This window comes from Stenotrophomonas sp. Y-13 (assembly GCF_046267925.1).
Lineage (GTDB): Bacteria > Pseudomonadota > Gammaproteobacteria > Xanthomonadales > Xanthomonadaceae > Stenotrophomonas > Stenotrophomonas acidaminiphila_A.
On record NZ_CP176501.1, the window covers coordinates 118,280 to 143,578 of the forward strand.

At 71.8% G+C, this 25,299-nt stretch carries 22 protein-coding genes; 17 read left to right on the forward strand and 5 right to left on the reverse strand.

Translation table 11 applies throughout. The annotated features are described in order from the left end of the window. The first annotated feature begins 78 nt into the window (after positions 1-78). Together ACJ7VY_RS00475 and ACJ7VY_RS00480 are read left to right on the forward strand one after the other, a co-directional pair. Entirely contained in the window at positions 79-624 is a 546-nt protein-coding gene (locus ACJ7VY_RS00475; RefSeq protein ID WP_409476128.1) for a DUF488 family protein, read from the forward strand. A gap of 54 nt (positions 625-678) precedes the next feature. Further along, positions 679-1,098, forward strand: coding sequence for a hotdog fold thioesterase (locus ACJ7VY_RS00480; protein WP_104937681.1), 420 nt, complete (start codon positions 679-681; stop codon positions 1,096-1,098). A gap of 33 nt (positions 1,099-1,131) precedes the next feature. On the opposite strand, the gene ACJ7VY_RS00485 is transcribed toward ACJ7VY_RS00480, so the two are convergent. Beyond that, the gene (locus tag ACJ7VY_RS00485) at positions 1,132-3,708 is read right to left on the reverse strand and encodes an EAL domain-containing protein (RefSeq protein ID WP_409476129.1); all 2,577 of its coding nucleotides are present in this window, start codon (positions 3,706-3,708) and stop codon (positions 1,132-1,134) included. Between the two features lie 123 nt (positions 3,709-3,831). Between ACJ7VY_RS00485 and ACJ7VY_RS00490 the strand changes: the two genes are divergently transcribed. The 4 genes from ACJ7VY_RS00490 to ACJ7VY_RS00505 all read left to right on the forward strand — a co-directional run bounded on the left by ACJ7VY_RS00490 (position 3,832) and on the right by ACJ7VY_RS00505 (position 8,590). Further along, entirely contained in the window at positions 3,832-4,623 is a 792-nt protein-coding gene (locus tag ACJ7VY_RS00490; protein ID WP_161615006.1) for a 1-acyl-sn-glycerol-3-phosphate acyltransferase, read from the forward strand. A 113-nt stretch (positions 4,624-4,736) separates the two neighbouring features. Then, positions 4,737-5,768, forward strand: coding sequence for a YheT family hydrolase (locus tag ACJ7VY_RS00495; protein ID WP_409476775.1), 1,032 nt, complete (start codon positions 4,737-4,739; stop codon positions 5,766-5,768). A 75-nt stretch (positions 5,769-5,843) separates the two neighbouring features. Further along, the gene (locus tag ACJ7VY_RS00500) at positions 5,844-7,913 is read left to right on the forward strand and encodes a tetratricopeptide repeat protein (RefSeq protein ID WP_409476130.1); all 2,070 of its coding nucleotides are present in this window, start codon (positions 5,844-5,846) and stop codon (positions 7,911-7,913) included. A 65-nt stretch (positions 7,914-7,978) separates the two neighbouring features. Next, positions 7,979-8,590 carry a YbhB/YbcL family Raf kinase inhibitor-like protein gene (locus ACJ7VY_RS00505; protein ID WP_104937684.1) on the forward strand — a complete coding sequence of 204 codons (612 nt, stop codon included), beginning with the start codon at positions 7,979-7,981 and terminating at the stop codon, positions 8,588-8,590. 69 nt (positions 8,591-8,659) lie between these two features. Here the strand turns inward: ACJ7VY_RS00505 and ACJ7VY_RS00510 are convergent, their stop codons facing one another. Together ACJ7VY_RS00510 and ACJ7VY_RS00515 are read right to left on the reverse strand one after the other, a co-directional pair. Then, positions 8,660-9,481, reverse strand: a complete 822-nt coding sequence (locus ACJ7VY_RS00510; protein ID WP_313249695.1) for an META and DUF4377 domain-containing protein — start codon at positions 9,479-9,481, stop codon at positions 8,660-8,662. Between the two features lie 86 nt (positions 9,482-9,567). After that, complete coding sequence (locus tag ACJ7VY_RS00515; RefSeq protein WP_104937686.1) at positions 9,568-10,362, reverse strand: undecaprenyl-diphosphate phosphatase; 795 nt, start codon at positions 10,360-10,362, stop codon at positions 9,568-9,570. A gap of 211 nt (positions 10,363-10,573) precedes the next feature. Here ACJ7VY_RS00515 and glnA point away from each other — a divergent pair, with 211 nt between their 5' ends. The 8 genes from glnA (at position 10,574) to ACJ7VY_RS00555 (ending at position 20,589) form a co-directional block, all read left to right on the forward strand. Further along, a complete protein-coding gene (gene glnA / locus ACJ7VY_RS00520) occupies positions 10,574-11,983 on the forward strand; it encodes a type I glutamate--ammonia ligase (protein WP_104937687.1) in 1,410 nt (469 codons plus the stop codon). A gap of 275 nt (positions 11,984-12,258) precedes the next feature. Continuing rightward, the gene (locus tag ACJ7VY_RS00525; protein WP_056932548.1) at positions 12,259-12,597 is read left to right on the forward strand and encodes a P-II family nitrogen regulator; all 339 of its coding nucleotides are present in this window, start codon (positions 12,259-12,261) and stop codon (positions 12,595-12,597) included. An 85-nt stretch (positions 12,598-12,682) separates the two neighbouring features. Beyond that, positions 12,683-14,026: an ammonium transporter gene (locus tag ACJ7VY_RS00530; protein WP_161615011.1), complete on the forward strand. Its 1,344-nt coding sequence runs from the start codon at positions 12,683-12,685 to the stop codon at positions 14,024-14,026. Between the two features lie 79 nt (positions 14,027-14,105). Beyond that, positions 14,106-15,167: a two-component system sensor histidine kinase NtrB gene (locus ACJ7VY_RS00535; protein ID WP_409476131.1), complete on the forward strand. Its 1,062-nt coding sequence runs from the start codon at positions 14,106-14,108 to the stop codon at positions 15,165-15,167. Further along, positions 15,160-16,599: a nitrogen regulation protein NR(I) gene (gene ntrC / locus ACJ7VY_RS00540; protein WP_409476132.1), complete on the forward strand. Its 1,440-nt coding sequence runs from the start codon at positions 15,160-15,162 to the stop codon at positions 16,597-16,599. Before ACJ7VY_RS00535 ends, ntrC begins: the two co-directional genes overlap by 8 nt. A gap of 177 nt (positions 16,600-16,776) precedes the next feature. After that, positions 16,777-19,236, forward strand: a complete 2,460-nt coding sequence (locus ACJ7VY_RS00545) for a protein kinase domain-containing protein (protein ID WP_409476133.1) — start codon at positions 16,777-16,779, stop codon at positions 19,234-19,236. A 127-nt stretch (positions 19,237-19,363) separates the two neighbouring features. Then, positions 19,364-19,927 carry a superoxide dismutase family protein gene (locus ACJ7VY_RS00550; RefSeq protein WP_293761123.1) on the forward strand — a complete coding sequence of 188 codons (564 nt, stop codon included), beginning with the start codon at positions 19,364-19,366 and terminating at the stop codon, positions 19,925-19,927. A 44-nt stretch (positions 19,928-19,971) separates the two neighbouring features. Next, positions 19,972-20,589, forward strand: a complete 618-nt coding sequence (locus ACJ7VY_RS00555) for a superoxide dismutase family protein (protein ID WP_409476134.1) — start codon at positions 19,972-19,974, stop codon at positions 20,587-20,589. 73 nt (positions 20,590-20,662) lie between these two features. On the opposite strand, the gene ACJ7VY_RS00560 is transcribed toward ACJ7VY_RS00555, so the two are convergent. Beyond that, the gene (locus ACJ7VY_RS00560) at positions 20,663-21,550 is read right to left on the reverse strand and encodes a hypothetical protein (protein WP_161614874.1); all 888 of its coding nucleotides are present in this window, start codon (positions 21,548-21,550) and stop codon (positions 20,663-20,665) included. A gap of 106 nt (positions 21,551-21,656) precedes the next feature. Between ACJ7VY_RS00560 and ACJ7VY_RS00565 the strand changes: the two genes are divergently transcribed. The 3 genes from ACJ7VY_RS00565 (at position 21,657) to ACJ7VY_RS00575 (ending at position 24,838) form a co-directional block, all read left to right on the forward strand. Next, positions 21,657-22,937, forward strand: a complete 1,281-nt coding sequence (locus ACJ7VY_RS00565; protein ID WP_409476135.1) for an acetyl-CoA C-acetyltransferase — start codon at positions 21,657-21,659, stop codon at positions 22,935-22,937. A 368-nt stretch (positions 22,938-23,305) separates the two neighbouring features. Beyond that, on the forward strand, positions 23,306-24,226 hold the full coding sequence (locus tag ACJ7VY_RS00570; protein ID WP_409476136.1) for a hypothetical protein: 921 nt from the start codon (positions 23,306-23,308) through the stop codon (positions 24,224-24,226). Between the two features lie 51 nt (positions 24,227-24,277). Then, entirely contained in the window at positions 24,278-24,838 is a 561-nt protein-coding gene (locus ACJ7VY_RS00575; protein ID WP_409476137.1) for a hypothetical protein, read from the forward strand. Positions 24,839-24,857: 19 nt separating this feature from the next. Here ACJ7VY_RS00575 and ACJ7VY_RS00580 read toward each other — a convergent pair whose 3' ends face one another. After that, positions 24,858-25,295: a hypothetical protein gene (locus ACJ7VY_RS00580; RefSeq protein ID WP_293761141.1), complete on the reverse strand. Its 438-nt coding sequence runs from the start codon at positions 25,293-25,295 to the stop codon at positions 24,858-24,860. Positions 25,296-25,299: the final 4 nt, after the last annotated feature.

Genomic DNA, 25,299 nt, shown 5'->3' on the forward strand with positions numbered 1-25,299 from the left:
ACTCCGAAGCCGGCCGCGTCGCCGGCCGTGTCGTCCGGGCGCATGCCCGCGGCATGACACCGGAGAAGATCGGCTGACATGGAAGGCGCCGTGACGCTCTGGACCATCGGCCATTCCACCCGCAGCCGGGAGGATTTCCTCGCGCTGCTGGGCGGGCACGGCATCCAGGCCGTGGCCGACGTGCGCCGCTTCCCGGGTTCGCGGCGCCATCCCTGGTTTGCCGGCGGGACGCTGGCGCACGCGCTTCCGGCGGCGGGGATCGATTACCTGTGGCTGCCGCAGCTGGGCGGGCGTCGCCGTGCGCGACCCGGCTCGCCCAACGGGGCCTGGCGCAACGCCGCCTTCCAGGGCTACGCCGACCACCTGGACAGCACCGAGTTCGCCGACGGGCTGGCGCGGCTGCTGGAACTGGCCGCGCGCCGCCGCACCGCGCTGATGTGCGCCGAAGCACCGTGGTGGCGCTGCCACCGCCGGTTGATCGCCGATCTGCTCAGCGTGCGCGGCATCCCGGTGCGGCACATCCTCGATGCCGGCCCGACGCGACCGCACGTGCTCACCGCCAGCGCACGCGTGGTCGATGGCCGCTTGCGCTATCCGCCGCCGCAGGACGATCTGTTCGCCTGAGCCCGGCCCGCGCGCGGCACCGTAAACTGGCCTGCCCCCACACCGGTCATCGCCATGGCTTTCCGCGCCCCCGTTTCACTGGACGAACTCAATCGCCTCAGCCGGGGCACGCTGATCGAGCACCTCGGCATCGTCTTCACCGCGGCCGGTGACGACTGGCTGCAGGCGACCATGCCGGTGGACGAACGCACCCGCCAGCCCTACGGACTGCTGCACGGCGGCGCCTCGGTGGTGCTGGCCGAAACCCTGGGCAGCAGCGCCGGCAACCTGTGCGTGGACACCGCCAGCCAGGTCTGCGTGGGGCTGGAGATCAACGCCAACCACCTGCGTGCGGCGCGCAGTGGCATGGTCACCGGCACCGCGCGCGCGCTGCATGTCGGGCGCACCACCCAGGTCTGGGAGATCCGCATCGACAACGAGGCCGGCAAGCCGGTGTGCGTCTCGCGCCTGACCCTGGCGGTGGTACCGGCCTGAGCGCAGGCATGCCGGGCCCCGGCGCGCCCCGGCTCATGCGTGCGCGAACGCGGCGGCCGGCAGATGCTCGCGGATCCAGCTGTCCAGCTCGTGCGCGGGCAGCGCCGGGGTGAAGTGGTAGCCCTGGGCGATGCCGTAGCCCTGTTCGCCGAGCAGGCGCAGCTGTTCGCCGCTTTCCACGCCTTCGGCGACCACCGTCAGCCGCAGGCTCTGGCCGATGTGGGCGATGGCGCGGGTCAGGGCGCTGGCCACTTCGTCGTTCTCGATGCCACGCACGAAGCTGCGATCCAGCTTGAGTTCGCTGATCGGCAGCAGGCGCAGGTAGCTCAGGCTGGAATAGCCGGTGCCGAAATCATCCATCGACAGGCGCACGCCCAGTGCATGCACCGCGTGCAGCGTGCGCAGGGTGCTGGGGTCGGTATCCAGCAGCACGTCCTCGGTGATCTCCACCTTCAGGTCGCCCGGCAGCAGTCCTTCGCGCCGCAGTACCTGTTCGATCCGCAGCGGCAGGTCCAGGTCGTGGAAGTCGGTCGGCGACAGGTTCACCGCCACCGACGGCACCTCCAGCCCGGTGCGCCGCCAGTGCGCCAGCTGCGCGCAGGCTTGTTCCAGCACCCAGTGGCCGATGTCGCCGATCAGCCCGCATTCCTCGGCCAGCGGGATGAACTGCATCGGCGGCACGTCGCCCAGGCGCGGGTGCCGCCAGCGCGCCAGCGCCTCCACCCCGCGCAGGCGGCCGTCGCCGATGCCCACCTGCGGCTGGTAATGCAGGTGCAGCTGGCGCTGCTCGACCGCTTCGCGCAGCGCGGTCTCCAGCGCCAGCCGCTCCTGCGCGTTGTGGTCCATCTCGCGCGAGTAGAACCGCGCGCCGTTGCGGCCGCTGTTCTTGGCCTGGTACATGGCCACGTCGGCATGGTGCAGCAGGGTTTCGGTGTCGTGGCCGTCGTGCGGGAACATGCTGATGCCGACGCTGGCCGACGGCCGGATCTGCACGTCGTCCAGCGGCAGCGGCAGCGACAGCCGGCGCAGGATGCGTTCGGTGCGCTCGCCGGCGGAGTGCGCATCGCACAGGGTGAGCACCATCACGAACTCGTCGCCGGACAGGCGGCCGACGATGTCCCCCGGCCCGGCCTCTTCCTGCAGCCGGCGCGAGACCACGCGCAACAGCTGGTCGCCGCCGGGGTGGCCGAACGAGTCGTTGATCTGCTTGAAGCGGTCCAGGTCGATGAACAGCACCGCCAGCGCCTGCTCGGCGGCGGCCGCCGCGGCGATCGCCTGGTCGGCCTGGGCATGCAGCAGGTTGCGGTTGGGCAGGCCGGTGAGATCGTCGTAGAACGCCAGCCGGCGGATGCGGTTGCGCGCCTCCTCGCGCTCCAGCGCCAGCGCGCACAGGTGCACGATGACGTCCACCAGCCGCCGGTGGAAGGCATCCGGGTCGTGCGGGCGGCGGTAGTAGAAGGCGAACGTACCCAGCACGCGGCCGTCGCTGGCCTTGATCGGGGTGGACCAGCAGGCCGCCAGCCCGTGCTCCAGCGCCATGTGGCTGATGCCCTGCCAGTTGGGGTCCAGCGCGATGTCGCGCGCCACCACCATCTGCCCGGTATGCGCGGCGGTACCGCAGCAGCCGACCCCCGGACCGACCGGGATGCCGTCCACCTGCCGGGTGTAGGCCTCGGGCAGGCTCGGCGCGGCCAGCGTGCGCAGGCGCCCGTCCTCCACCCGCAGCACCGAGCACAGCACCTGCGGTGCGATCTGCTCGACGTCGCGGCACATCATCTGCATCACCTCGCTGGTGGGAACCTCGCGCACCAGCGCGTCCAGCATCCGGTGCTGCAGCACCTCGTGCACCTTGGTGTGGGTGATGTCCATCAGCACGATGACCAGGTTGGCCAGGGTGCCGTAGTCGTCGAAGATCGGGTTGATGCTGATCGCGCACCACAGCGGACGGCCGTCGTGGCAGGCCACGCGTTCGTCGCAGCACACCGGCTCGCCGGCCAGCAGGCGCGCGGCCTGGGCCAGGGTGGTGCGGCGCCGGGCGCGGTCGGGCACCAGCAGCGTGGCGACGTGGCGGCGCAGGACCTGGCTGGCATCGAACCCGAACAGCCGGCAGAAGCCCTTGTTCAGATGCACCACGCGGCCGCGGGCGTCGGTGATCAGCACCGCGCTCTGGGTCTCGTCGAACCCCAGCGACAGCAGCCGCTCGCGCTCCTGGCGCTGGCGCCGCGTGGTCACGTCGCGGACGAATGCCATGTGCAGCCGGCCCTCGGTCGCGGGGGTGCTGGCCACCGACACGCTGATCCAGCGGGTCTGGCCGTCCTTGCGCACCATCTGCACGTCGCGCGGCTGGCTGGCCAGTTCGCGCACGCGGTTGGCCGCGCCCGGATGCAGATCGCTGTCGTAGCGCTCGCGCATGGCGGCCGGCGCCAGGAAGCCCAGGTTGCGCCCCGCCACTTCGTCGCGCGACCAGCCGGACAGGGCTTCCATGGCCTTGTTGAAGTACACGATGCGGTTCTGGCCATCGAACACGATCACGCCGCTGTCGACCTGCTCCAGCGCCGCCGACAACAGCGGCAGCATGTCCCCGGCCAGCGACCGCGATAACCGCTCCATGTCCACGCTCCCCTGTAGGCGTGAGCGGATTTATACCGCGTTGCCCGGGCCCCGGGGTGAGGAGCCGGGCAGGCGGTCGCCATGTGCTGGCGGAAGCCGGACCGCATCCGGTATCTTGCGCGGATGACTTCCCCCCGTCCCGCCCGCCCGGGCAGCGTGGCGCGTGCGTTCCGCTATCTGTACCGCGTGCCGTTGCTGCTGGTCCACGTCGTGATCTTCCTGCCGCTGATCCTGCTGCTGATGGCGCCGCCGTTCGGCCGCCTCGGCGCGGCCACCGATCCGCTGGAACACAAGGTGGTGCGCTGGTGGTCGGGCGGCCTGATGTGGATCTTCGGCTTCCGCCTGCAGCGCACCGGCCAGCCGTTGCCGGGGGCGGTGCTGTTCGTCGCCAACCATGTCGGCTGGGTCGACATCAGCATGATCCACAGCCAGAAAATGGTCGGTTTCGTGGCCAAGCGCGAGATCGCCGGCTGGCCGCTGGTGGGCTGGCTCGCCAGCCGCGGCCACACCATCTACCACCAGCGCGGCAACACCGAGTCGCTGGGCGGGGTGATGGAGGAAATGGCCAAGCGGCTGCGCGAGGGCCGGCCGGTGGCGGTGTTCCCGGAAGGGCGCACCCGCGGCGGCCACGAGGTCGGCCCGTTCCATGCGCGCATCTTCCAGGCGGCGGTGGAAACCGGCGTGCCGGTGCAGCCGGTGGCCCTGCGCTACGGCGTGCGCGGCGATGCCCAGACCCGGGTCGCGTTCGCGCCGGGCGAGAGTTTCTTCGGCAACTTCCTGCGCCTGCTCGGCGAACCGGCGCGCCGCGCCGAAGTGCACTTCCTGGAGCCGGTCGCCAGCCATGACCTGGAAGGGCGCCGGCGCATCGCCGAGACCTCGCGCGCGCGCATCATCGCGGCGATGGAAGGCCCGTAACGACGTGTTGCGGTGGCACGCCTCCCGCAGCGCCGGACAGCCGTGAGCGGCGGCCGGCCGCCGGCGCGGGTTCACGCGCTCTACCGGCGCACGGGCGCAGCATGGCCGCCATGTTGAGCGTCGCCCACTACCAACCGCCGCCGTGGCTGCGCAATCCGCACCTGCAGTCGATGCTGGCATCCAGCGGGGTGCGCCTGCGCCGCGGCCAGCAGCTGCTGGCGGCCAGTGGCGCGCTCACCCGCGAACTGATCCTCGACGGCGGCGACGGCGTGCGCCTGCAGGCCTGGCACAGCCGCCTGCCGGGCAGGGCGGCGCCGGTCGGCCTGGCGCTGCTGCTGCACGGCTGGGAGGGCAGCGCCGAGTCCAGCTACATGCGCATGACCGCCGCGCGGATGCTCGAGCAGGGCTTCGAGGTGGTGCGGCTGAACTTCCGCGACCACGGCAACACCCACCACCTCAACCCGGGGATCTTCCATTCCTGCCGCATCGGCGAGGTGGTGCATGCCACCGGCGACGTGGCCCGCCGCTTTCCCGGCCTGCCGCTGGTCGCGGCGGGGTATTCGCTGGGCGGCAACTTCGCATTGCGCCTGGCCCTGCACGCGCCCGCCGCCGGCGTGCCGCTGCGCCACGTGGCCTCGGTGTGCCCGGTGCTGGAACCGGCGCAGACCATGGACAGCATCGAACGCGGCCCGGCGATGTACGACTGGTACTTCCGCCGCAAGTGGACCGGCTCGCTGCGGCGCAAGCGCGCTCTGTTCCCGGAGCTGGCCGACTGCGACGACGCGGTGCTGAAGCTGGGGATCCGCGCGCTGACCGGCTGGCTGGTGGAGCGGCATACCGGCTTCGCCACGCTGCAGGACTATTTCGACGGCTACTCCATCGCCGGCCCGCGCCTGTCCGCGCTGGAGGTGCCGGCCGACATCCTGATGGCGCGCGATGATCCGGTGATTCCGTTCACCTCCTTCCGCCACTGGCGCCTGCCGGCGCACGCACGGCTGGAGATCGCGCGCTGGGGTGGCCACTGCGGCTTCATAGAGAACCTGCGTGGCGATGGCTTTTCCGAGCGCTGGGTGGCGCAACGGCTGGCCGCCGCGGTGGGCGTGCGCCCGGCAGCGCAGGGGGCGGTGCCCGCGCTTGGCGCCTGAGCCGCCGCTGGCGCTGCCGGCGGGGGCGCGCCACGGCCCGGCTACAATGGCGTTTTGCGCTTACGCCGGACCGCCATGCAAGACACGATCATCAACGCCCTGCGCCGCAACGCCACCGACGAAGCCGTGGCCACGGCCCGCGAATGGGTCGCCGCCGAACCGCAGCAACCGCAGGCCCACCGCTGGCTGGCGCTGGCCCTCCAGCAGCGCGGCGATGCCGACGCCGCCCAGGCCAGCCTGGAGCAGGCCCTGGCCCTGGCGCCGGACGATGCCGACCTGCACCTGCAGCATGCCGGCCTGTTGCTGGCCCAGCGCCGCATCGATGACGCCGGGCAGGCGCTGGAGCGCACCACCGCGCTCAACCCCAACGAATTTTCCGCCTACCTGATGCAGGCGCACCTGGCGCTGGCGCGCGAGGACATCGACGAGGCCGAGCGCCTGGGCCGCATGGCCGCGCGGGTCGAGCCGGACAGCCCGGAGCTGGGCGCGATCGAAGGCATGGTCGCGCTGCGCCGCGGTGACGCCGACCGCGCGCTGGCGGTCCTGTCGGCCGCCAGCCAGCGCCTGCCCGACGACCCGCGCGTGCTCTACGCGTTGGGCTTCGCCTATCTGGCCAAGGACCTGCTGGCCTTCGCCGAGCAGGCGTTCCGGCGCGTGCTGGAGCTGAACCCGTCCAACCACGCCCTGCGCGGCCTGCTGGTGCAGCTGGCGCTGCGCCAGGGCCATGCCGACCGTGCCGCCGAGGTGATGCGCCAGGTGCTGGCCACCGCGGAAGGCGACAGCCCGGGCATGCGCCGCCTGGCCGGCGAGCTGGAACTGGCCTCGGGCCAGCCGCTGCAGGCGCTGGAGTACCTGCGCCCGCTGCTGGCGGAACTGCCCGGCGACCGCGCCACGTTGCAGATGCTGCTTGTGGCCTGGCAGCGGCTTGGCCGCGAGGACGAGGCGCGCGCCGACCTGGACGCGACGCTGGACGTGCACCCGCAGCTGCACGACCTGTGGCTGGCGCGGCTGGCGGTGGCACCGGTCGGCAGCCCGGAAGCGGTGGAGGTGGTCGAACGCTGGCTGGCGGCGATGCCCGACCACCTGCCGGCGCTGGAAGCGCGCATGCGCCTGCACGACATGAACGGGGAAGCGGACGCCGCCGAGGCCGTGGCGCGGCGCATCGTCGCGCTGGAGCCGGGCCGCGTCAGCGGCGAACAGCGCATCGTCGAGGCGTTGCTGGCGCGCGAGCCGGCCGCGGCCATCGCCCACGTCCAGGCGTTGATCGACAACGCCCCGGAAGCCGCGCGTCCGGAACTGCGGGTCTGGCTGGGCGCGGTGCAGGACCGGGCCAACGAGCCGGCCGCGGCGCTGGCCACCTGGCTGCGCCTGCACGCTGAACTGGCGCCGTCGCGCCTGCCGCTGCCGCCGCAGGCCAAGGCCCCGGCGCAATGGCCGGCGCTGGGCGAAGTCGCCCAGGACAACCCGCTGCGCCCGCTGTTCGTGTGGGGCGCCCCGGGCTCGGGCGTGGAGCGCGTGGTGTCGGTGATGGCCGCCGGCAGCCAGGTGCTGCGTGGCGACCGCTTCGGCCCGAACCCGCCGGACGATGCCTTCCAGAACTTCCATACCCTGCAGCACCTGGCCGACGACACCCTGAGCCCGGCGCAGTTCGTGCAGCAGTGGCGCGACGCCCTGCCGGCGCGCGGCATTGCCGATGGCAACGTGATCGACTGGCTGCTGTGGTGGGACAACGCCCTGCTGTGGGCGCTGCGCCCGCAGCTGCCGGAGGGCCGCCTGGTGGTTGCGGTGCGCGACCCGCGCGACATGCTGGTCGAATGGCTGGCGCTGGGCGCGCCGGCGCCGCTCGCGCTGACCTCGGCCGACGAGGCCGCGCGCTGGCTGGCGCGGGTGCTGGAACAGGTGGCCGACCTCAACGAACAGGACCTGTATACCCATCTGATCCTGCGCATCGACGCCGCGGTCAACGACCCGGCGGCGATGGGCGCGCTGCTGGAGCAGGCCTTCGGGCTGCGCTTCCCGCCGGTGCGCAGCCTTGGCCCGGCCACCATCGAGGCCGGCCACTGGCGCCGCTACGCGCAGGTGCTGGCGGCCGAGTTCGCGCACCTGGCGCCGGTCGCCGCGCGCCTGGGCTACCCCGAGGCCTGAGCATCCGGTTCCCCCGTAGCGGCAGGCGCCGGCATGGCCGGCGCCCCACCCCAGAGGAGAAGACAATGAAACTGAGCAGCCAGAGTTTCGACAATGGTCGGCCGATCCCGGCCGCATTCGCCGCCGGCGACGCCAGCGGCTTCGCCGGCAACCGCAACCCACAGCTGGCGTGGAGCGAGGTGCCGGCAGGCACGCGCTCGTTCGCGCTTGTATGTGTGGACCCGGATGTCCCGACCGTGCCGGAACTGGTCGGCCGCGACGACGTGAGCATTCCGCTGGCGCAGCCGCGCGGCGACTTCATCCACTGGGTGATGGTGGACATTCCCGCGTCGCTGCGCGAGATCGCGGCGGGCAGCTGCAGCGATGGTTTCAGCGCGCGAGGCAAGCAGCCACCACCGGGGCCGGAAGGCGCGCGCCAGGGCGTGAACGACTACACCGCCTGGTTCGCCGGCAATCCGGAGCTGGCCGGGGTCTACCGTGGCTACGACGGCCCGTACCCGCCGTTCAACGACGAGCGCGTGCACCGTTATTTCTTCCGCCTGTTCGCGCTGGACGTGGAACGGCTGCCGGTGCAAGGCGATTTCAGCGCCGCTGACGTGTACCGCGCCATGCACGGCCACGTGCTGGCCGAAGCGGCGCTGCATGGCACCTACACGCTCAACCCGGCCTTGGCGTGACCCCACGGGACCAGGAAGAAGGGCGCCGCGCGGCGCCCTTCGTCGTTTCCGGGGTGTGGCGCAGCGCGGTTACTTCTTCACCGTTTCCGAGCTGACCACCATGTCCAGCACGTAGGCCTGCGAAGACGCGTCGGCCGGCGGGTTCTTCACCGCATAGCGCTTGACCCGCAGCACGTTGCGCACGCCCTCCTGGTGGCTGTAGCCCTCGATGCCGTCGTAGAAGTTGGCGAACGCGCCGCGCTTGCCCTGCTCCAGGCCCTTGTCGTCGTACTGCACCTCGCGCACCTGCAGGCACTGCTTGTCGCGGATCAACGGGTGCGGGCACGGCTGGGTATGCGCGTCCACCTCGAGGAACACGGTTTCACCGGGGCCGCCGTAACGGGTCTCGGCGGTCGGTTCGCCGCGGAAGCGCAGCACGTCGCCGGCGGCGTTGGTCAGCACCAGCGTGGAGGCGTCGGGCTGGCCGATCTTCAGCGTGCCTTCCAGGCGGCTGCCCACGGCCTGGTCCAGCGCCATCAGTGCCGGGTCGGCGCAGGCCATCATCGTCGACGCCAGGCGCGCGACGCTGAGCTGGTCGCCGGCCAGGGTGTAGCCCCCGCCCATGCGGTTGCAGGTGTTGTCCACCGCCAGGCGGCCATCGGCGAAGTCCAGGGTGACCGGCTTGTCGGCGCGCGCGAACAAGGCATCGATGCGCTTGCCGGCGCTGTCAGTGGCGGTGTCGAGCACCCAGTGGTTGGCGCCCAGCTGCTTGCCGTCCACCGGGGCAGGGGCAGCGGCCGCTGCGGTGCTGGCCGCGGGCGGGTTGGCAGCGGCCGGGGCGTCGCTGGAGGCGGGTTTGTTGCAGGCGGCCATCAGGGCGACGGGCAGGGCCAGCAGCAGGATGCGCTTCATCGGGAACTCCTTCGGGAAGCAGGTGGAAAGGACGGAGGGCAGAACGCATGACGCTGGCCGCCGGGGTTATCGGCGGCTATCCGCATTCAGTGTCCAGCAGGCAGGAACAGCAGCAATGCGGCGCCCAAGGCCAACCTGTATACCGCGAAGCCCGTGAAGCGATGGTGCTTGATGTAGCCCAGCAGCCACTTCACCACGACGAAACCGGTCACCACCGCGGCGGCGAAGGCGATGCCAACGTCGCTCCACGCCTCGTGCGCGAGCTGGCCATGGCGGGCCAGCTCGAAGAACGCGTAGCCGCTGGCGGCGAACATGGTCGGGATCCCGACCAGGAACACGAACTCGGCGGCGGCAGCGCGCCGGCTCAGGCCCAGCAGCATGGCCAGGAAGATCGCCGCGGCCGAGCGCGAGGTGCCGGGGAATACACCGGCCACCACCTGCGCCAGGCCGACGCCGACGGCGACCTTCCAGGTGACGCTGTCGCGGTCGGGCAGGCGCGCGGCGAAGCCTTCGGCCAGCAGCATCCACACGCCGCCGAACACCAGCGCCCAGGCCACCGGGGTGACGGTCTCCGGCAACTGCCAGCCGGCCAGCCGTACCGGCAGGCCGACCAGCGCGGTCACCAGGAACGCGGTGGCCAGCTTCAGCACGTAATCGCGGTTGCCGGGGTCGCCCAGGCCGGTGGCCAGCGACCACAGCCGCTGCCGGAACACCAGGGCGACGGAGAGGATGGCGCCGGCCTGGATGACGATGTTGAAGAAGTCCGAGCGGGCGCCCAGCCAGCGTTCGGCGATCAGCAGGTGGCCGGTACTGGAAACGGGGAGGAATTCGGTGAGGCCTTCGAGGATGCCAAGCAGCAGAGCGGAAATCGGGTCGGACATGAGCGTGGACGGGCGAATGACCGGCAAAGGATAGAGCATCGCCGGCCATGCACTTGTCTGGTGCGTGACTGGCTGAAATGCACCATGTTGGTGCATCACGACCAGGCGCAGGCCAACGCAACGCTTTGAAAACAAGGAGTTGCCTGCCTGCGGAAGTTGGCACGCGAGTTGCTGTAGACAGCGCACGCCACTTCCACCGAGGTTTTGCCCGATGTCCCTGGAAAATATCGAGAAGCTCATCAAGGACAACCAGATCGAGTTCGTCGATCTGCGTTTCGTCGACATGCGCGGCATCGAGCAGCACGTGACCTTCCCGGTCTCCATCGTCGAGCCGTCGCTGTTCGAGGAAGGCAAGATGTTCGACGGCAGCTCGATCGCCGGCTGGAAGGGCATCGCCGAATCGGACATGGTGCTGATGCCGGACCCGGCCAGCGCCTACGTCGACCCGTTCTACGCCGACCCGACCCTGGTGCTGACCTGCGACGTGCTCGACCCGGCCACCATGCAGGGCTATGGCCGTTGCCCGCGCGGCATCGCCAAGCGCGCCGAGGCCTACCTGAAGTCCTCGGGCATCGCCGACCTGGCGTTCTTCGGCCCGGAACCGGAATTCTTCATCTTCGACTCGGTCCAGTTCGCCAACGACATGGGCCACACCTTCTTCAAGATCAACTCCGAGGAAGGCGCCTGGAACACCGGCAAGCACTATGACGGCGCCAACAGCGGCTACCGTCCGACCGTCAAGGGCGGCTACTTCCCGGTGCCGCCGACCGATTCGCTGCACGACATCCGCGCCGAGATGTGCAAGGTGCTGACGCAGGTCGGCATCGAGGTCGAGGTGCACCACCACGAAGTGGCCAACGCCGGCCAGTGCGAGATCGGTGCCAAGTTCAACACCCTGGTGACCAAGGCCGACGAACTGCAGCGGATGAAGCACGTCATCAAGAACGTGGCGCACCGCAACGGCAAGACCGTGACCTTCATGCCCAAGCCGCTGGTCGGCGACAACGGCAGCGGCATGCACGTGCACCAGTCGCTGGCCAAGGAGGGCAAGAACCTGTTCTCCGGCGACGGCTACGGCGGCCTGTCGCAGATGGCGCTGTGGTACATCGGCGGCATCTTCAAGCACGCCCGCGCCATCAACGCCTTCAGCAACTCGGGCACCAACAGCTACAAGCGCCTGGTGCCCGGCTTCGAGGCACCGGTGATGCTGGCCTACTCGGCGCGCAACCGCTCGGCATCGTGCCGCATCCCGTGGGTGTCCAACCCGAAGGCGCGGCGCATCGAGATGCGTTTCCCCGACCCGATCCAGTCCGGCTACCTGACCTTCACCGCGCTGATGATGGCCGGCCTGGACGGCATCCGTAACCAGATCGACCCCGGTGCTCCTTCGGACAAGGACCTGTACGACCTGCCGCCGGAGGAAGAGAAGCTGATCCCGCAGGTCTGCTCCTCGCTGGACCAGGCACTGGAAGCGCTGGACAAGGACCGCGAGTTCCTCAAGGCCGGCGGGGTGATGAGCGACGACTTCATCGACGCCTACATCGCGCTGAAGATGAAGGAAGTGACCGCGTTCCGCGCCGCCACCCATCCGCTGGAATACCAGCTGTACTACGCCAGCTGATGCCGGGCGGCCGCCTGCGCGCGGCCGCCGCACCCCCTTGCCGCCGGCAACGGCGGCGATGGCAAAGTCCCTCCCCTCCCGCTTTCGCCATCGCCGCCCCCGGCGGCAAACCCGGCACTATCAGGCAGTGGCAAGAGAACCCGGAAACGCGTCGCGTGGGCCAGGCCTCACCGCCGCGCGGCGCATCCGGCGCACCGCCAGCGGCCGTTGCATGGCCGCTGGATGACACGATGCCGGCCCGCGGCGGCCGGTCTCCTCCACATCGGGACCTGCGCATGAAACTGATCTCCGCCATCATCCGCCCGTTCAAGCTCGACGAGGTCCGCGAGGCCCTCGGCGCGGCCGGCGTGTCCGGCATCACCGTCACCGAGGTCAAGGGCTTCGGCCGCCAGAAGGGCCACACCGAGCTGTACCGCGGTGCCGAGTACGTGGTCGATTTCCTGCCCAAGATCCGCATCGAAACCGCGGTCACCGACGACAACGTCGAGGCGGTGATCGAAACCCTGCAGGCGGCCGCCGGCACCGGCAAGATCGGCGACGGCAAGATCTTCGTCACCCCGCTCGAGCAGGTGGTGCGCATCCGCACCGGCGAGACAGGCGCCGACGCGCTCTGAAGACCCGCTGACGCCCGGCTCCGTGGCGGCCAGCCGCCAGCACGGGCCCGGTCGCCGGCTGCTTCCCCCACAACCGGAGTCGACAATGCGAACGCAATTTTTCACCGGGCCCAGGGCCCGGCTCGGTGGTCTGTGCCCGTCGCCCACGCTCGCCGGCCTGGCGCTGGCGCTGCTTCCGCTCGCAGCCAGCGCGCAGCCGGCCGCGCCGGCGTTCGACCGCGGCGACGTGGCCTGGATGCTCACCTCCACGCTGCTGGTGCTGATGATGGTGGTGCCCGGGCTGGCGCTGTTCTACGGCGGCCTGGTGCGCGCCAAGAACGTGCTGTCGGTGCTGAGCCAGGTGCTGGTGGTGTTCTCGCTGGTACTGCTGCTGTGGGTCGGCTACGGCTACAGCGCGGTGTTCAGCGAGGGCAACGCGCTGTTCGGCTCGTTCACCCGGTTCGCCTTCCTGCACGGCTTCACCCCGGACTCGGTGGGGGGCACCCCCATCGCCGGCCTGCCGGATTACCTGTTCGTGGCATTCCAGTCCACCTTCGCCGGCATCACCACCGCGCTGATCGTCGGCGCCTTCGCCGAACGCATCCGCTTCCGCGCGGTGCTGCTGTTCTCGGCGCTGTGGTTCACCCTGGGCTACCTGCCGATGGCGCACAGCGTCTGGGGGGGCGGCTGGCTGGGGGCGATGGGCGCCATCGACTTCGCCGGCGGCACCGTGGTCCACATCAATGCCGGCGTCGCCGGGCTGGTGGCGGCGTGGTTCGTCGGCAAGCGCCTGGGTTATGGGCACGTGGCGTTGAAGCCGCACAACCTGCCGCTGACCTGGCTCGGCGCGATGCTGCTGTGGGTGGGCTGGTTCGGCTTCAACGCCGGCTCGGCGGCGGCGGCCGACAGCGTGGCGTCGCTGGCGTTCATCAACACCCTGCTGGCCACCGCCGCCGCGGTACTGGGCTGGACGCTGGTGGAGGCGGTGACCAAGGGCCACCCCTCGGCACTGGGCGCGGCCTCGGGCGCGGTCGCCGGCCTGGTCGGGGTGACGCCGGCCTGCGGCACGGTGGGGCCGCTGGGCGCGATCGTGATCGGCCTGGTCACCGGCATGCTCTGCGTATGGGGCGTCACAGGCCTGAAGCGCCTGCTGCGGGCGGACGACACCGCCGACGTCTTCGGCGTGCACGGTGTCGGCGGCATCGTCGGCGCGCTGCTGACCGGCGTGTTCAGTGCGCAGTCGCTGGGCGGCACCAAGGCGGGCCTGGATATTGCCCATCAGTTGTGGGTGCAGGCGGTCAGTGTCGGCTTCACCGTGCTGTGGAGCGCGGCGGTCACCGCGGCGGTCCTGCTGGTGGTGCGCGCGCTGGTCGGCCTGCGCGTGAGCGAGGAAGCCGAGCGCACCGGCCTGGACATCAGTACCCATGGCGAATCGGCCTACGAGGCCTGAGCGCGACGGGCCGGACGGCTGCACGCCGCCGGCCCCGTCGCAGTCGGCACGGCAGGCGCCTTTGCACTACATTGGTGCAATGCACGACACCGCCCTCCCGCCCCCCGCCGAGCTGTTGGCCACGCCGCTGGTGTGGACCGCGGCGGACGGCCGCATCGCCGGCGCGAACCCGGCGTTCTGCCGCTGGCTGGGGGTCAGCGTGCGGCGCCTGCTGGGGCAGCCGCTGGCATCGCTGGAGAGCCAGGGCGACGACCTCGCCGAGCGCCTGGCACAGGGCTGGGACGGCGTCGATGCCATGCGCCTGCCGCGGCTGGCACTGGCCCTGCCGGGCGAGCGCTCGCGGTTCGCCGAGGGCTGGCTGACCGCGCTGGACGCCGGCGGCTGGCTGCTGGAAGCGCACCCGGTGGACGAGTTCGCCGCGCCCGATCCGGCGCAGGTGCTGCCCGGCGCCTTCAGCGCGGCGCTCAAGGGCCTGGCCCACGAGCTGCGCAACCCACTGGCCGGGCTCAAGGGCGCGGCGCAGCTGCTGGCGCGCCGTGCCGGCAACCGCGATGCGGCGGAGGGCGAGCTGATCGAACTGATCGGCGCGGAGATCGAACGCCTCAACACCCTGCTCGAACAATTGCTGTCACCGGCACCGCAGCGGCCGCACGCGCCGCTCAACATCCATGCCGCGCTCGAGCGGGTGCTGCGCCTGGCCGAGAACGAGGCCGGCTGGACCCTGCAGCTGCAGCGCGATTACGACCCCAGCATTCCCGAGTTCGCCGGCGACGCCGACCGCCTGACCCAGGCCCTGCTCAACCTGGTGCGCAATGCGATCCAGGCCGGCGCCACCCGCATCGTGCTGCGTACCCGGGTCGAACACGGCGTGCGCACCGCCGAACACGCCTCGCCGCTGGCGCTGCGGCTGGAAGTGGCCGACGACGGGCGCGGCGTGCCCGAGGACCTGGCCGAACACCTGTTCCTGCCGCTGGTCAGCGGCCGCGCCGAAGGCACCGGGCTCGGCCTGGCACTGGCCCAGCAGGTGGCGCGCGAGCACCGCGGCACCCTGAGCTTCCGCTCGCGTCCCGGGCACACCGTGTTCACCCTGCTGCTGCCGTTGCCGGTCGCCAGCGAGGAAAAGGAGGTGGCCGATGGCTGACGTGTCCCCCCCGGCGGCGACGATCTGGGTGGTCGACGACGACCGCGCGGTGCGCTTCGTCCTGAGTACCGCATTGCGCGACGCCGGCTACGCGGTGGAGGGCTTCGACAGCGCCGCCACGGCACTGGCCGCGCTGGCGCGGCAGCCGGCGCCCGACCTGCTGTTCACCGACGTGCGCATGCCCGGCGACGACGGGCTGGTGCTGCTGGAAAAGCTCAAGGCCGCGCACCCGCAGCTGCCGGTGATCGTGATGTCGGCCTACACCGACGTGGCCAGCACCGCCGGTGCGTTCCGTGGCGGCGCGCATGAGTTCCTGTCCAAGCCGTTCGACCTGGATGACGCGGTGGAGCTGGCGCGGCGCGCGCTGCCCGAACCGGAGCCGCGCGTGGACGCGGCACCGGTGCCGGCGCCGGCGGCGGGCGACGACGCGCCGCAGCTGATCGGCGACACCCCGGCCATGCGCGCGCTGTTCCGCGCCATCGGGCGACTGGCGCAGGCGCCACTGTCGGTGCTGATCAACGGCGAGACCGGCACCGGCAAGGAGCTGGTGGCCAACGCGCTGCACCGTGAATCGCCGCGCGCGCGCGGCCCGTTCGTCGCGCTCAACACCGCCGCCATTCCCGCCGAGCTGCTGGAGAGCGAACTGTTCGGCCACGAGGCCGGTGCCTTCACCGGCGCGGCCAGGCGCCACATCGGCCGCTTCGAGCAGGCGCATGGCGGCACCCTGTTCCTGGACGAGATCGGCGACATGCCGCTGCCGCTGCAGACGCGGCTGCTGCGGGTACTGGCCGAAGGCGAGTTCTTCCGCGTCGGCGGGCGCGAACTGATCCATGTCGACGTGCGCGTGGTCGCCGCCACCCACCAGGACCTGGAGGCACTGGTCGAGCAGGGCCGCTTCCGCGCCGACCTGCTGCACCGGCTGGACATGGTGCGGCTGTGGCTGCCGCCGCTGCGCGAACGCCTGGACGACGTGGTCACGCTCACCGCGACGTTCCTGGGCAACGCCGCGCGGCGGCTGGACATGCCGCCCAAGCGCCTGTCCGCCGCCGCCCTGCAGGCCCTGCGCCAGCACGACTGGCCCGGCAACGTGCGCGAACTGGAAAACGTGTGCTGGCGGCTGGCGGCACTGGCGGTGGCCGACACCATTTCCGCGGCCGACGTGCAGGCGGCGCTGGCCCGTGGTGGCCGTGCCCGCCCCGGCGCGGCCGCGGCGGCGCCCGGGCAATGGGACCAGGCGCTGGCGCAGTGGGCGCGGCAACGCCTGGCCGAGGGCGCCAGCGGCCTGCACGCCGAAGTGCGCGAGCGCATGGAGGCGGTGCTGCTCGACGCGGCGTTGGCCGCCACCGACGGCCACCGCGGCGATGCCGCGGCGCGGCTCGGCGTCGGCCGCAACACGCTGACGCGCAAGCTGGGGCCGGGCCGCAAGCGCTGAAGAACCCGTGCGGCGCGCCCGCCGCGACCCGGCGGATCGGCGCCGGGTGGGCGTGTATCATCGGCCCCCCATGGAGATGCGGGCGCCACGTCAGGACACGGCCACCCAGGCACGACGCCCGGGCCGCGCGCCGTCCGCGATAGCGACGGCAGCCCGCCGCCGGCATGCGAGGCGCTGTTGAACACCGACGCCTGGCAGCGCCTTACCGATCTGTTCCACCGCGCCACCGAACTGCCCGAGGCCGAACGGATCACTTTCATCCACGCGCAGACCGGTGACGATCCGGAGCTGCAGCGCGAACTGCTGGCGCTGCTGGCCGCCGATACCGATCCCACGCGCCTGCACGCGCCGCTGCGCGAGGCGGTCAAGGTGGCGGCCCAGGCCAGCGAGGCCGAGGTGATGCCGGGCACGCGGTTCGGGCCATGGGCGGTGGAACGGATGATCGGCGCCGGTGGCATGGGCCGGGTGTACCTGGCGCGGCGCGCCGATGGCGCCTACGAGCGCCAGGTTGCGCTCAAGCTGGTGCGTGCCACCGCGCTGGACGAGCGCCGCCACCGGCATTTCGAATACGAGTGCCGCCTGCTGGCGCAGATGCAGCACCCGGCCATCGCGCAGATCCACGACGCCGGCATCGATGCCGACGGCCGCGCCTGGCTGGTGATGGAGTACATCCACGGGCAGCCGATCTCCGCCTGGTGCGACCAGCACCGGGTCGACCTGCGCCAGCGCGTCGAGCTGCTGGCCAAGGCCGCCGAAGGCGTGCAGCACGCGCACCAGAAGGGCGTCATCCATCGCGACCTGAAGCCGGGCAACATCCTGGTCGCCGCGGTCGACGGCCAGCCGCTGCCCAAGATCATCGATTTCGGCATCGCCATGGATGCCGCCGCTGCCGACGACGCCCCGGGGGGCGGCACCCCCGGCTACATGAGCCCGGAGCAGGCCCGCCCCGGCAACGACACCGATGCCCGCAGCGACGTTTACTCGCTGGGGGCGCTGCTGTACGAGCTGGCCTGCGGCGCGCCGCCGGAAGCGTCCCCCGTGCCGCCGTCGCGGTATCTGCGCGAGCAGCCGCCGGCCCGGCGCGCCGAGCTGGCGGCCCAGCGCGGCAGCACCCCGGCCCGGCTGCGGCGCGCCCTGCGCGACGGCCTCGACGCGATCGCGCTCAAGGCCCTGCAGCCCGAGCGCGCCGCGCGCTACGCCTCGGTGTCGTCGCTGCTGGACGACCTGCGGCGCTGGCTGGCGCACTATCCGCCACATGCGGCAGGACCGGCGCGATGGCTGGGCGTGCGTACCTTCGTGCGCCGCAACCGGCTGGCGGTGGCGGCCGCGGCCGCGGTGGCGGTGGCGCTGGTCGCGGGCCTGGCCGCGACCACCTGGTCGCTGCGCGAGGCGCGCCAGGAGGCGGCGCGGGCCAGGGTGACGTCCGAGTTCCTGGCGTCGGTGCTGGACAGCGTCGATCCGGCGGTCTCGCAGGACATGGACAAGACGCTGATGCTGCGGGTGCTCGACGACGCCTCGCAGCGTGCGGTGCGGGAGCTGGCGGCCTATCCGGACATCCTGGCCGACGTGGAACTGATCATCGCGGTCAACCAGGTCGGCCTGGAAGAGTACAACCGCGCCATCGCGCACCTGCAGTCGATCCGCTCGCTGGCCGCGGCCCACCCCGGCCGGCTGCAGTTCCAGGACCTGCGCGCGATGCAGGTGCTGGGCCAGGCCTACCTGTTGTCGGACCGGCTCAAGCAGGCGGACGCGACATTCGTCGAGGGCATCGCCCGGGCCCAGCGTGGCCCCGCCGCGCATCGATGGCTGGCGCTGGACATGCAGTCGCGCCGGGCCTGGGTGCTGTTCGTGCAGGGCCAGGCGGACGCGGCGACGCGGCTGGCGCGCGAGGCGTTCGACGGGCTCTCGCGGCAGCGGCCGGCCGATGACCCGCAGCGGCTCGACGCCGCCAAGCGCTATGCCGAGATCCTGTCCACCAGCGGTGACTACGCGCGCGCGATGGCGCTGCTGGATGAGGTGATCCGGCAGCGGACCCGGGTCCATGGCCGCGAACACCCCCAGACCCTGGCGGCACGCCGTGACCTGGCGGTCGCGCGCCTGCAGCAGCGCGATTTCGCCGGCGCCGAGCCGGAACTGCGGCAGCTGGCCGCCATCTACGAGCGCCTGTACGGCGCCGACAACGGCTTTACCGTCAGCACCCTGGGCATGCTCGGCAGCGCCCTGCGCGAGCAGGGCAAGGTGAGGGAGGCCGGCCCCTACTACCGCGCGACCATGGAGTGGAATGCCGCGCGCTACGGTACCGATTCCTTTTCCGCGGTGATCACCCGCCACAACCACGCCAACTGGCTGCTGGCCGACGGCCAGGCGGAGGCGTCGGAACGGGAACAGCGCGCGCTGCTGGAGATCGCCGGGCGTACCCTGGGGCGCGACAACCACGTCACCGCGGAAATCCTGCGCGGGCTGGCCGAAGCGGAGCTGGCGCAGGGCCGGACCCAGGCCGCCCGCGTCCATGCCAACGAGTCGCTGCGGGCCATGCGCAAGGTCTACGGCGACCAGAACCAGGCGGTGCTGCGCGACGTGCGCGACACCCTGGCCAAGGTGGAGGCGGCCGCGCTGGCGGAAGCGGGCGCGCGGTGACCGCCGCCCGCGCCGGCCCCGCTCGACCCGGGCGTGGCGAACGGGCATCTTTGCCCCGTTGCATACCCCGGGCCACGCCGGCATGCCTGCGCAGGCCGCCCGGCCCGCACCCTGCAAGGAGTGACACATGCGTCTTCGTCTTCCCGCCATCACCGCCACCGCCCTGCTCGCCGCCTGCGGCACGCGCCCGCCGGCGCGCCCGGAAGCGCCACCGGCCCCGCCGGCCATGGGCACCGCGCAGCTGGCCGAGGCCAACCTCGCGCCGGCATCGGCCAGCCTGGTCAGCGGCCGCGTCGCGCTGGTCCCCGAGCCCGGTGGCGTGCACATCAGCGGCGTGATCGGCGGCCTGCCGCGTGGCGGCCAGGCCGGGTTCCACGTGCACGAAAAGGGCGACTGCAGCGCGGTCGATGCCAGCAGCGCCGGCGGCCACTTCAATCCCGCGGCACAGCCGCACGGGCGTGCCGGGGGCGGTGCGCACCATGCCGGCGACATGGACAACCTGCAGGCCAATGCCGAAGGCGTCGTACACGTGGACGTACGCCTGCGCGGGGTTACCCTTGGTGGCGGCGCGGCCAACGACATCGCCGGCCGTGCCCTGGTGGTCCATGCCAACGCCGACGACTACCACAGCCAGCCGGCGGGCAACGCCGGCGCCCGGGTCGCCTGCGGCGTGATCCGCGTCACCCGCTGAATGCGGTGGTCCGGCCGATCCAGTTCAATCAAGGGAGTACGACGATGCGTTTGATCCACACCAGCCTGTTCCTTGCCAGCGCCCTGGTGCTGAGCGCCTGCAAGCAGGACGCCGAGCCGGTCGCCACGCCGGCCGATACCGCAACCCCGGCGCCGGCGCCCGCCGCCGATCCGGCCGCGCCGCCGCCGATGGCGCCCGCCGCCGCGGCCGTCGCCACCGCCGAGCTGCAGCCGACCAAGGACAGCACGGTCAAGGGCAGCATCCGCTTCACCGTGGTCGACGGCAGGCTGCACGCCAGTGGCGACATCAGCGGGCTCAAGCCGGGCAGCGAGCACGGCTTCCACATCCACGAGAAGGGCGACTGCAGTGCGCCGGACGGCAGCAGCGCCGGCGGCCACTTCAACCCGGGCAATGCCGAACACGGCAGCATCGACGCGCCGGCGCACCATGGCGGCGACATGCCCAACATCGTCGCCGACGCGCAGGGCAATGCGCATGTCGATGGCCCGGTGTCGAGCAACGTCAACGCCGGCAAGGGCGACGGCTTCGACATCATCGGCCGCGGCCTGATCGTCCATGCCGACCCGGACGACTACCACAGCCAGCCCACCGGCAACGCCGGCGCGCGCCTGGCCTGCGCGGTGATCGCCAAGGCCCAGTAACGTCCCCGGCCGCACGAATGCAGAACGCCGGCGGATGCCGGCGTTCTGCGTTGCAGGCCATGGGTTGCCGGCGTCAGTGCGCCATCACCGCGCGTGCGTCCTGGCCGGCTTCGACGTGCACGTACAGCACGTCCAGCCCGTGCGCCTCGAGCACCGCGGCCATCTGCCGCTGGCGCATCAGGTACTGCTCGTAGATGCGCTGCAGGCGGTCGCAGTCGTTCTTGTCCTGCGCATAGTGCGCGCACCAGCCGGCCGGGTCGAACAGCGCCATGCGTACCTCGCTGCCGGTATAACGCAGCAGCGGCTCGGGCGCGGCGTCCAGCCACTGCTCGCGCTGCGGCGAGAACATCGCCGTCTCCAGCAGCGGCCACAATCCGGCCAGGCCCTGGTTGTCGTACTGCATGGCCATCATCGCGGCCAGGTCGTTGACGGTGAAATAGCGCGCGTGCTCGATCTGCGCGCCGAAGGCGTCCTGCGCCAGCAGGGCGGTATCGGCCTGGGCCATGCCGTTGGCCAGCAGCACGTCTTCCAGCGCATCGCGGGTCTCGGCCAGCAGGGTGGCGTCGCTGCCGGTCAGCACGAACGGCAGTACCCGCAGGCCACCACCGGTCAGCGCCGGGTCGGCCTGCAGCGGCAGCGGCACGTCGCCGGACGCATCGGCGCCGAACGCCAGCAGGCGCGGCCCCTGGTTGCGCCCGGGCGCGCGCATCTGCAGTTCCTCCAGGCGCCGGTGCACCGGCCAGCCCGGGCGCAGCACCTCGGCCGGATCGAAATGCGCCGCGGCCAGCACCAGGTCCAGCCCGCTGGCCTGCGGCACCAGCTTCTGCAGGTCGCGGCCGACCAGCGCGGCCAGTTCGCCGGCCTGGCTGGAGGGCAGCGCGGCGAGCCGCGGCTGCTGGCCACCGGCCAGCTCCAGCGCCATCACGCCCAGTGCGTTCATGTCGGGGTTGGGATTGCTCATGGTTCGCGGTTGGCCCGTCACAGGCTCGAAGCTACACTCAATGTCCATTATGCCTGCTGCCGCAGGCAGGTCCGCGTCGCCTTCCCCCACCAGCCCAGGTAACCGCATGTCCAGCGCCCGTCCCGTCGCCATTCTCGGTGGTGTCCGCATCCCGTTCTGCCGCCAGAACACCGCCTACGCGGACGTCGGCAATCTCGGCATGTCGGTGCGCACCCTCGGCGCGCTGGTCGAGCGCTTCGGCCTGCACGGGCAGCAGTTGGGCGAAGTGGCGATGGGCGCGGTGATCAAGCATCCCAGCGACTGGAACCTCGGCCGCGAGGCCGCGCTGTCCTCCGGACTGTCGCCGCTGACCCCGGGCATCACCCTGCAGCGCGCCTGCGGCACCTCGCTGGACAGCATCATCACCGTGGCCAACAAGATCGCCCTGGGCCAGATCGACTCCGGCATCGGCGGCGGCTCGGACACCACCTCCGACGTGCCGATCGTCTACGGCAAGAAGCTGCGCGGGCGCCTGCTGGCCGCCAACCGCGCCAAGACCACCGGCGACAAGGTCAAGGCGCTGCTGTCCGGGTTCCGCCTGTCCGAGCTCAAGCCCGAGTTCCCCGGCGTGGCCGAGCCGCGCACCGGCAAGAGCATGGGCGACCACTGCGAGGACATGGCCAAGGAGTGGAACATCTCGCGCGATTCGCAGGACGAGTGGGCGGTGGCTTCGCACCGCAAGCTCGCCGCCGCCTACGAGCGCGGCTTCTTCGGCGACCTGATCGCCCCGTTCCGTGGGGTCGAGCGCGACAACATCCTGCGCCCGGACACCTCGCTGGAGAAACTGGCCACGCTGAAGCCGGCGTTCGACAAGACTTCCGGCCGCGGCACCCTGACCGCCGCCAACTCCACGCCGCTGACCGACGGCGCCGCCGCGGTGCTGCTGGCCAGCGAGGAATGGGCGCGCGCCCACGGCCACGAACCGCTGGCGTACCTGCGCGACGCGCAGGTGGCGGCGGTGGATTTCGTGCATGGCGAGGGCCTGCTGATGGCGCCGACCATCGCCGTGCCGGAGATGCTCCGCCGCAACGGCCTGACCCTGCAGGACTTCGACATCTACGAAATCCACGAGGCCTTCGCCGCGCAGGTGCTGTGCACGCTGCGTGCGTGGGAGAGCGAGGACTACTGCCGCAACCGCCTGGGCCTGGACGCGCCGCTGGGCCGCATCGACCCGGAGAAGATCAATCCGCTGGGTTCGTCGCTGGCCACCGGCCACCCGTTCGCCGCCACCGGCGCGCGCATCGTCGCCACCGTGTCCAAGGAGCTGGCCCAACGCGGCGGCGGCCGCGCGCTGGTGTCGATCTGCACCGCCGGCGGCATGGGCGTGGTGGCGATCATCGAGCGCTGATCCGCCGCCGGCGCTCCACGGCGACGCGGCCGAAGCGCTGCTCGCCCGGGAAGCCCCCGTGCCGCGCTGGCGACCGCTCCGGTTTCCGCGCGCTGCGTGCCGCGGCCATGGCCTGTACCAATCCGTTCCACGCCGGCCGCCACGGCCGGCCGGTGGCGTTGTCGTCGCCCGGGTGCGCGGGGAGCCAGGCAACTCCCGGGCAGCGGGGCGCCGCCATTCCAGCGCGTGACCGGAACTGGTGGCCAGGCGCGCCTCGCCGGGGACGCACCGGCGTGTCCGGCCGCGCCGCCGCGCGCCGCTGATCCGCGCCCACTGCCCCCTGCCGGGACTGCTATCGTCGGCGCTTCGGCGGAGACCAGGGACGGGACATGAAACGCATCACGATGGGGCTGGGCGTGCTGTTGGCGGCGCTGGCCGCGCCGGCGGCGGCGATGACGTTCATGACGGTGGACTATGTCTGCCCGATTGGTGGCGAGCGCTTCAGCGCCAGCACCATGGGCTCGGGCACCTCGTTCGGCCATTTCCTGGACGGGCGCGCGCATGGCGCCATCCAGTCGCCGTGGCCGCTGGTGGAGTGCCCGGGCAACGGCTTCCTGCTGTTCCGCGAGGCCTTCGACAAGACCGAGCTTGAGGCGCTGGGCGCCTACGTGCAGAGCGCCGACTACCAACGCCTGCGCGGCACGGAAACCAGTTATTGGCGGCTGGCGCAGCTGCTGCGGGTGATCGGTGCGCCGGCCGCCGAGCAGGCCGGTGCGCTGCAGCGGGCGAGCTGGCAGGCCTCACCGGCGCAGTACCCGCGCTACGTGGCCGCCGCGTCGGCCGCGTTCGCCCGGCAATGCCCGGATGGCCAGGCCGCGCGCGATGGCCAGTGGCTGTACTGCCAGATGCTGCTGGGCGAATGGGAGCGGCGCTTGTCACGGTTCGAACCGGCGCGGGCGCGCTTCAACGGCCTGCTGCCGCAGGTGCAAGCCCTGGTGACCGGGCCGGACCGCGAGCGGGTGGCCAGGCAGTTCGCCGCCGAGATCGCGCAACAGCTGCAGCTCATCGACGCCGGCGACAGCCGGTCGACGATGGCGGTGGACGCCAATGCGGCTGCGGCTGCGGCTGCCGCGGCCGGCCCGGCGCCCGGCTCCGTGGAAGACGCGGCCTCGGCGGCCGATGCTTCCGCAGCGCCGGTGGCAATGGCGGCCGCAACCACTGCGGATGTGGCGGCGATGGCGGCCGCCGCGGCTGCCGAAGCGGCCCGCGATGCCGATGCCGATGCGCGCGCCGGGGAAGGCGATCGCTGAGCGCTCGGGCGGGGCGTGCCTGCGCCCTGATCCATCATGGAGAGAGGGGATATGCCTGAAACGAACGCGTTCAATCCGTACGCGGCACCGCAAAGCGCGGTGCTGCCGCCAGCACTGGGGCGCAGCGGCGGCACGGAAAACTGCTGGCGTGACGGACCCGACCTGCTGGCGCGGCCGCAGGCCGACCTGCCACGCTACTGCGTCAAATGCGGCGAGCCGGCCGTGGATTACCGCAAGCGCAGCTTCTACTGGCATTCGCCCTGGCTGTACCTGCTGATCCTGCTGCAGATGATCATTTACCTGATCGTCGCGTTGATCGTGCGCAGGCAGGGCCAGCACCAGGTCGGGCTGTGCGCCGCGCACCAGCGCCAGCGCCGGCATTTCATGCTGATGGCCTGGCTGTCGCCGCTGCCGCTGATCGCCGGCTTCGTGCTGGAAACCGCCACCACGGTGCTGCTGGGCAGCCTGGCGTTCTTCGTGATGCTGTTCTGGGGCCTGATCGGAATGCGCCTCCTCAAGCCGCGGCGGATCACCCGCGAGCTGGCGGTCTATGGCGGCGTCTCGCCGCGGCTGCTGGCACGGCTGCCGCGCTACCCGTACCGGCGCGACTGAACGCACCCGTCGCGGCCGCTCAGGGCGTGTCCGCCGCCGGCGAGTGGTCGAGCAGGAACTGGCTGATCTGCCGCCGCAGCGGCAGGTCGTCGGTGGTGCGGGCGAAGGCGTCGGCCTGGAGCGCGTGGTCGCGCGCCGCATCCGCTTGGTCCAGGTTGGAATGGCGTTCGGCCAGCGCCAGGCAGATCGAGGCGGCGTAGCCGGCGGCCCCGGCGGCGGTGGCCAGTGGCAGCGCGCGCAGGTACAGGGCGATGGCCAGGCGGTCATCGCCGGTGAAATCGCCCAGGGTTTCCCACAGGAACGGATGGTCGCGGCCGGCGGCGGCCAGCGATTCGCAGTAACCGCGCAGTTCGGCGTAGGCGAGTTCGGCGGCGTCGGTCGCGCCGGACTGGCCGGCGTCGATGATGCGGTCGGTCAGTTCCACGACGCGGGCGTGGATATCGGCAGGAATGTTCATTGCA

What these genes read in the sequence shown, in the direction of transcription:
- ACJ7VY_RS00475 (WP_409476128.1), top strand. Translation starts at nt 79, where the DNA reads ATGGAAGGCGCCGTGACGCTCTGGACCATCGGCCATTCCACCCGCAGC.
- ACJ7VY_RS00480 (WP_104937681.1), top strand. Translation starts at nt 679, where the DNA reads ATGGCTTTCCGCGCCCCCGTTTCACTGGACGAACTCAATCGCCTCAGC.
- ACJ7VY_RS00485 (WP_409476129.1), bottom strand. Translation starts at nt 3,708, where the DNA reads ATGGAGCGGTTATCGCGGTCGCTGGCCGGGGACATGCTGCCGCTGTTG.
- ACJ7VY_RS00490 (WP_161615006.1), top strand. Translation starts at nt 3,832, where the DNA reads ATGACTTCCCCCCGTCCCGCCCGCCCGGGCAGCGTGGCGCGTGCGTTC.
- ACJ7VY_RS00500 (WP_409476130.1), top strand. Translation starts at nt 5,844, where the DNA reads ATGCAAGACACGATCATCAACGCCCTGCGCCGCAACGCCACCGACGAA.
- ACJ7VY_RS00505 (WP_104937684.1), top strand. Translation starts at nt 7,979, where the DNA reads ATGAAACTGAGCAGCCAGAGTTTCGACAATGGTCGGCCGATCCCGGCC.
- ACJ7VY_RS00510 (WP_313249695.1), bottom strand. Translation starts at nt 9,481, where the DNA reads ATGAAGCGCATCCTGCTGCTGGCCCTGCCCGTCGCCCTGATGGCCGCC.
- ACJ7VY_RS00515 (WP_104937686.1), bottom strand. Translation starts at nt 10,362, where the DNA reads ATGTCCGACCCGATTTCCGCTCTGCTGCTTGGCATCCTCGAAGGCCTC.
- glnA (WP_104937687.1), top strand. Translation starts at nt 10,574, where the DNA reads ATGTCCCTGGAAAATATCGAGAAGCTCATCAAGGACAACCAGATCGAG.
- ACJ7VY_RS00525 (WP_056932548.1), top strand. Translation starts at nt 12,259, where the DNA reads ATGAAACTGATCTCCGCCATCATCCGCCCGTTCAAGCTCGACGAGGTC.
- ACJ7VY_RS00530 (WP_161615011.1), top strand. Translation starts at nt 12,683, where the DNA reads ATGCGAACGCAATTTTTCACCGGGCCCAGGGCCCGGCTCGGTGGTCTG.
- ACJ7VY_RS00535 (WP_409476131.1), top strand. Translation starts at nt 14,106, where the DNA reads ATGCACGACACCGCCCTCCCGCCCCCCGCCGAGCTGTTGGCCACGCCG.
- ntrC (WP_409476132.1), top strand. Translation starts at nt 15,160, where the DNA reads ATGGCTGACGTGTCCCCCCCGGCGGCGACGATCTGGGTGGTCGACGAC.
- ACJ7VY_RS00550 (WP_293761123.1), top strand. Translation starts at nt 19,364, where the DNA reads ATGCGTCTTCGTCTTCCCGCCATCACCGCCACCGCCCTGCTCGCCGCC.
- ACJ7VY_RS00555 (WP_409476134.1), top strand. Translation starts at nt 19,972, where the DNA reads ATGCGTTTGATCCACACCAGCCTGTTCCTTGCCAGCGCCCTGGTGCTG.
- ACJ7VY_RS00560 (WP_161614874.1), bottom strand. Translation starts at nt 21,550, where the DNA reads ATGAGCAATCCCAACCCCGACATGAACGCACTGGGCGTGATGGCGCTG.
- ACJ7VY_RS00565 (WP_409476135.1), top strand. Translation starts at nt 21,657, where the DNA reads ATGTCCAGCGCCCGTCCCGTCGCCATTCTCGGTGGTGTCCGCATCCCG.
- ACJ7VY_RS00570 (WP_409476136.1), top strand. Translation starts at nt 23,306, where the DNA reads ATGAAACGCATCACGATGGGGCTGGGCGTGCTGTTGGCGGCGCTGGCC.
- ACJ7VY_RS00575 (WP_409476137.1), top strand. Translation starts at nt 24,278, where the DNA reads ATGCCTGAAACGAACGCGTTCAATCCGTACGCGGCACCGCAAAGCGCG.
- ACJ7VY_RS00580 (WP_293761141.1), bottom strand. Translation starts at nt 25,295, where the DNA reads ATGAACATTCCTGCCGATATCCACGCCCGCGTCGTGGAACTGACCGAC.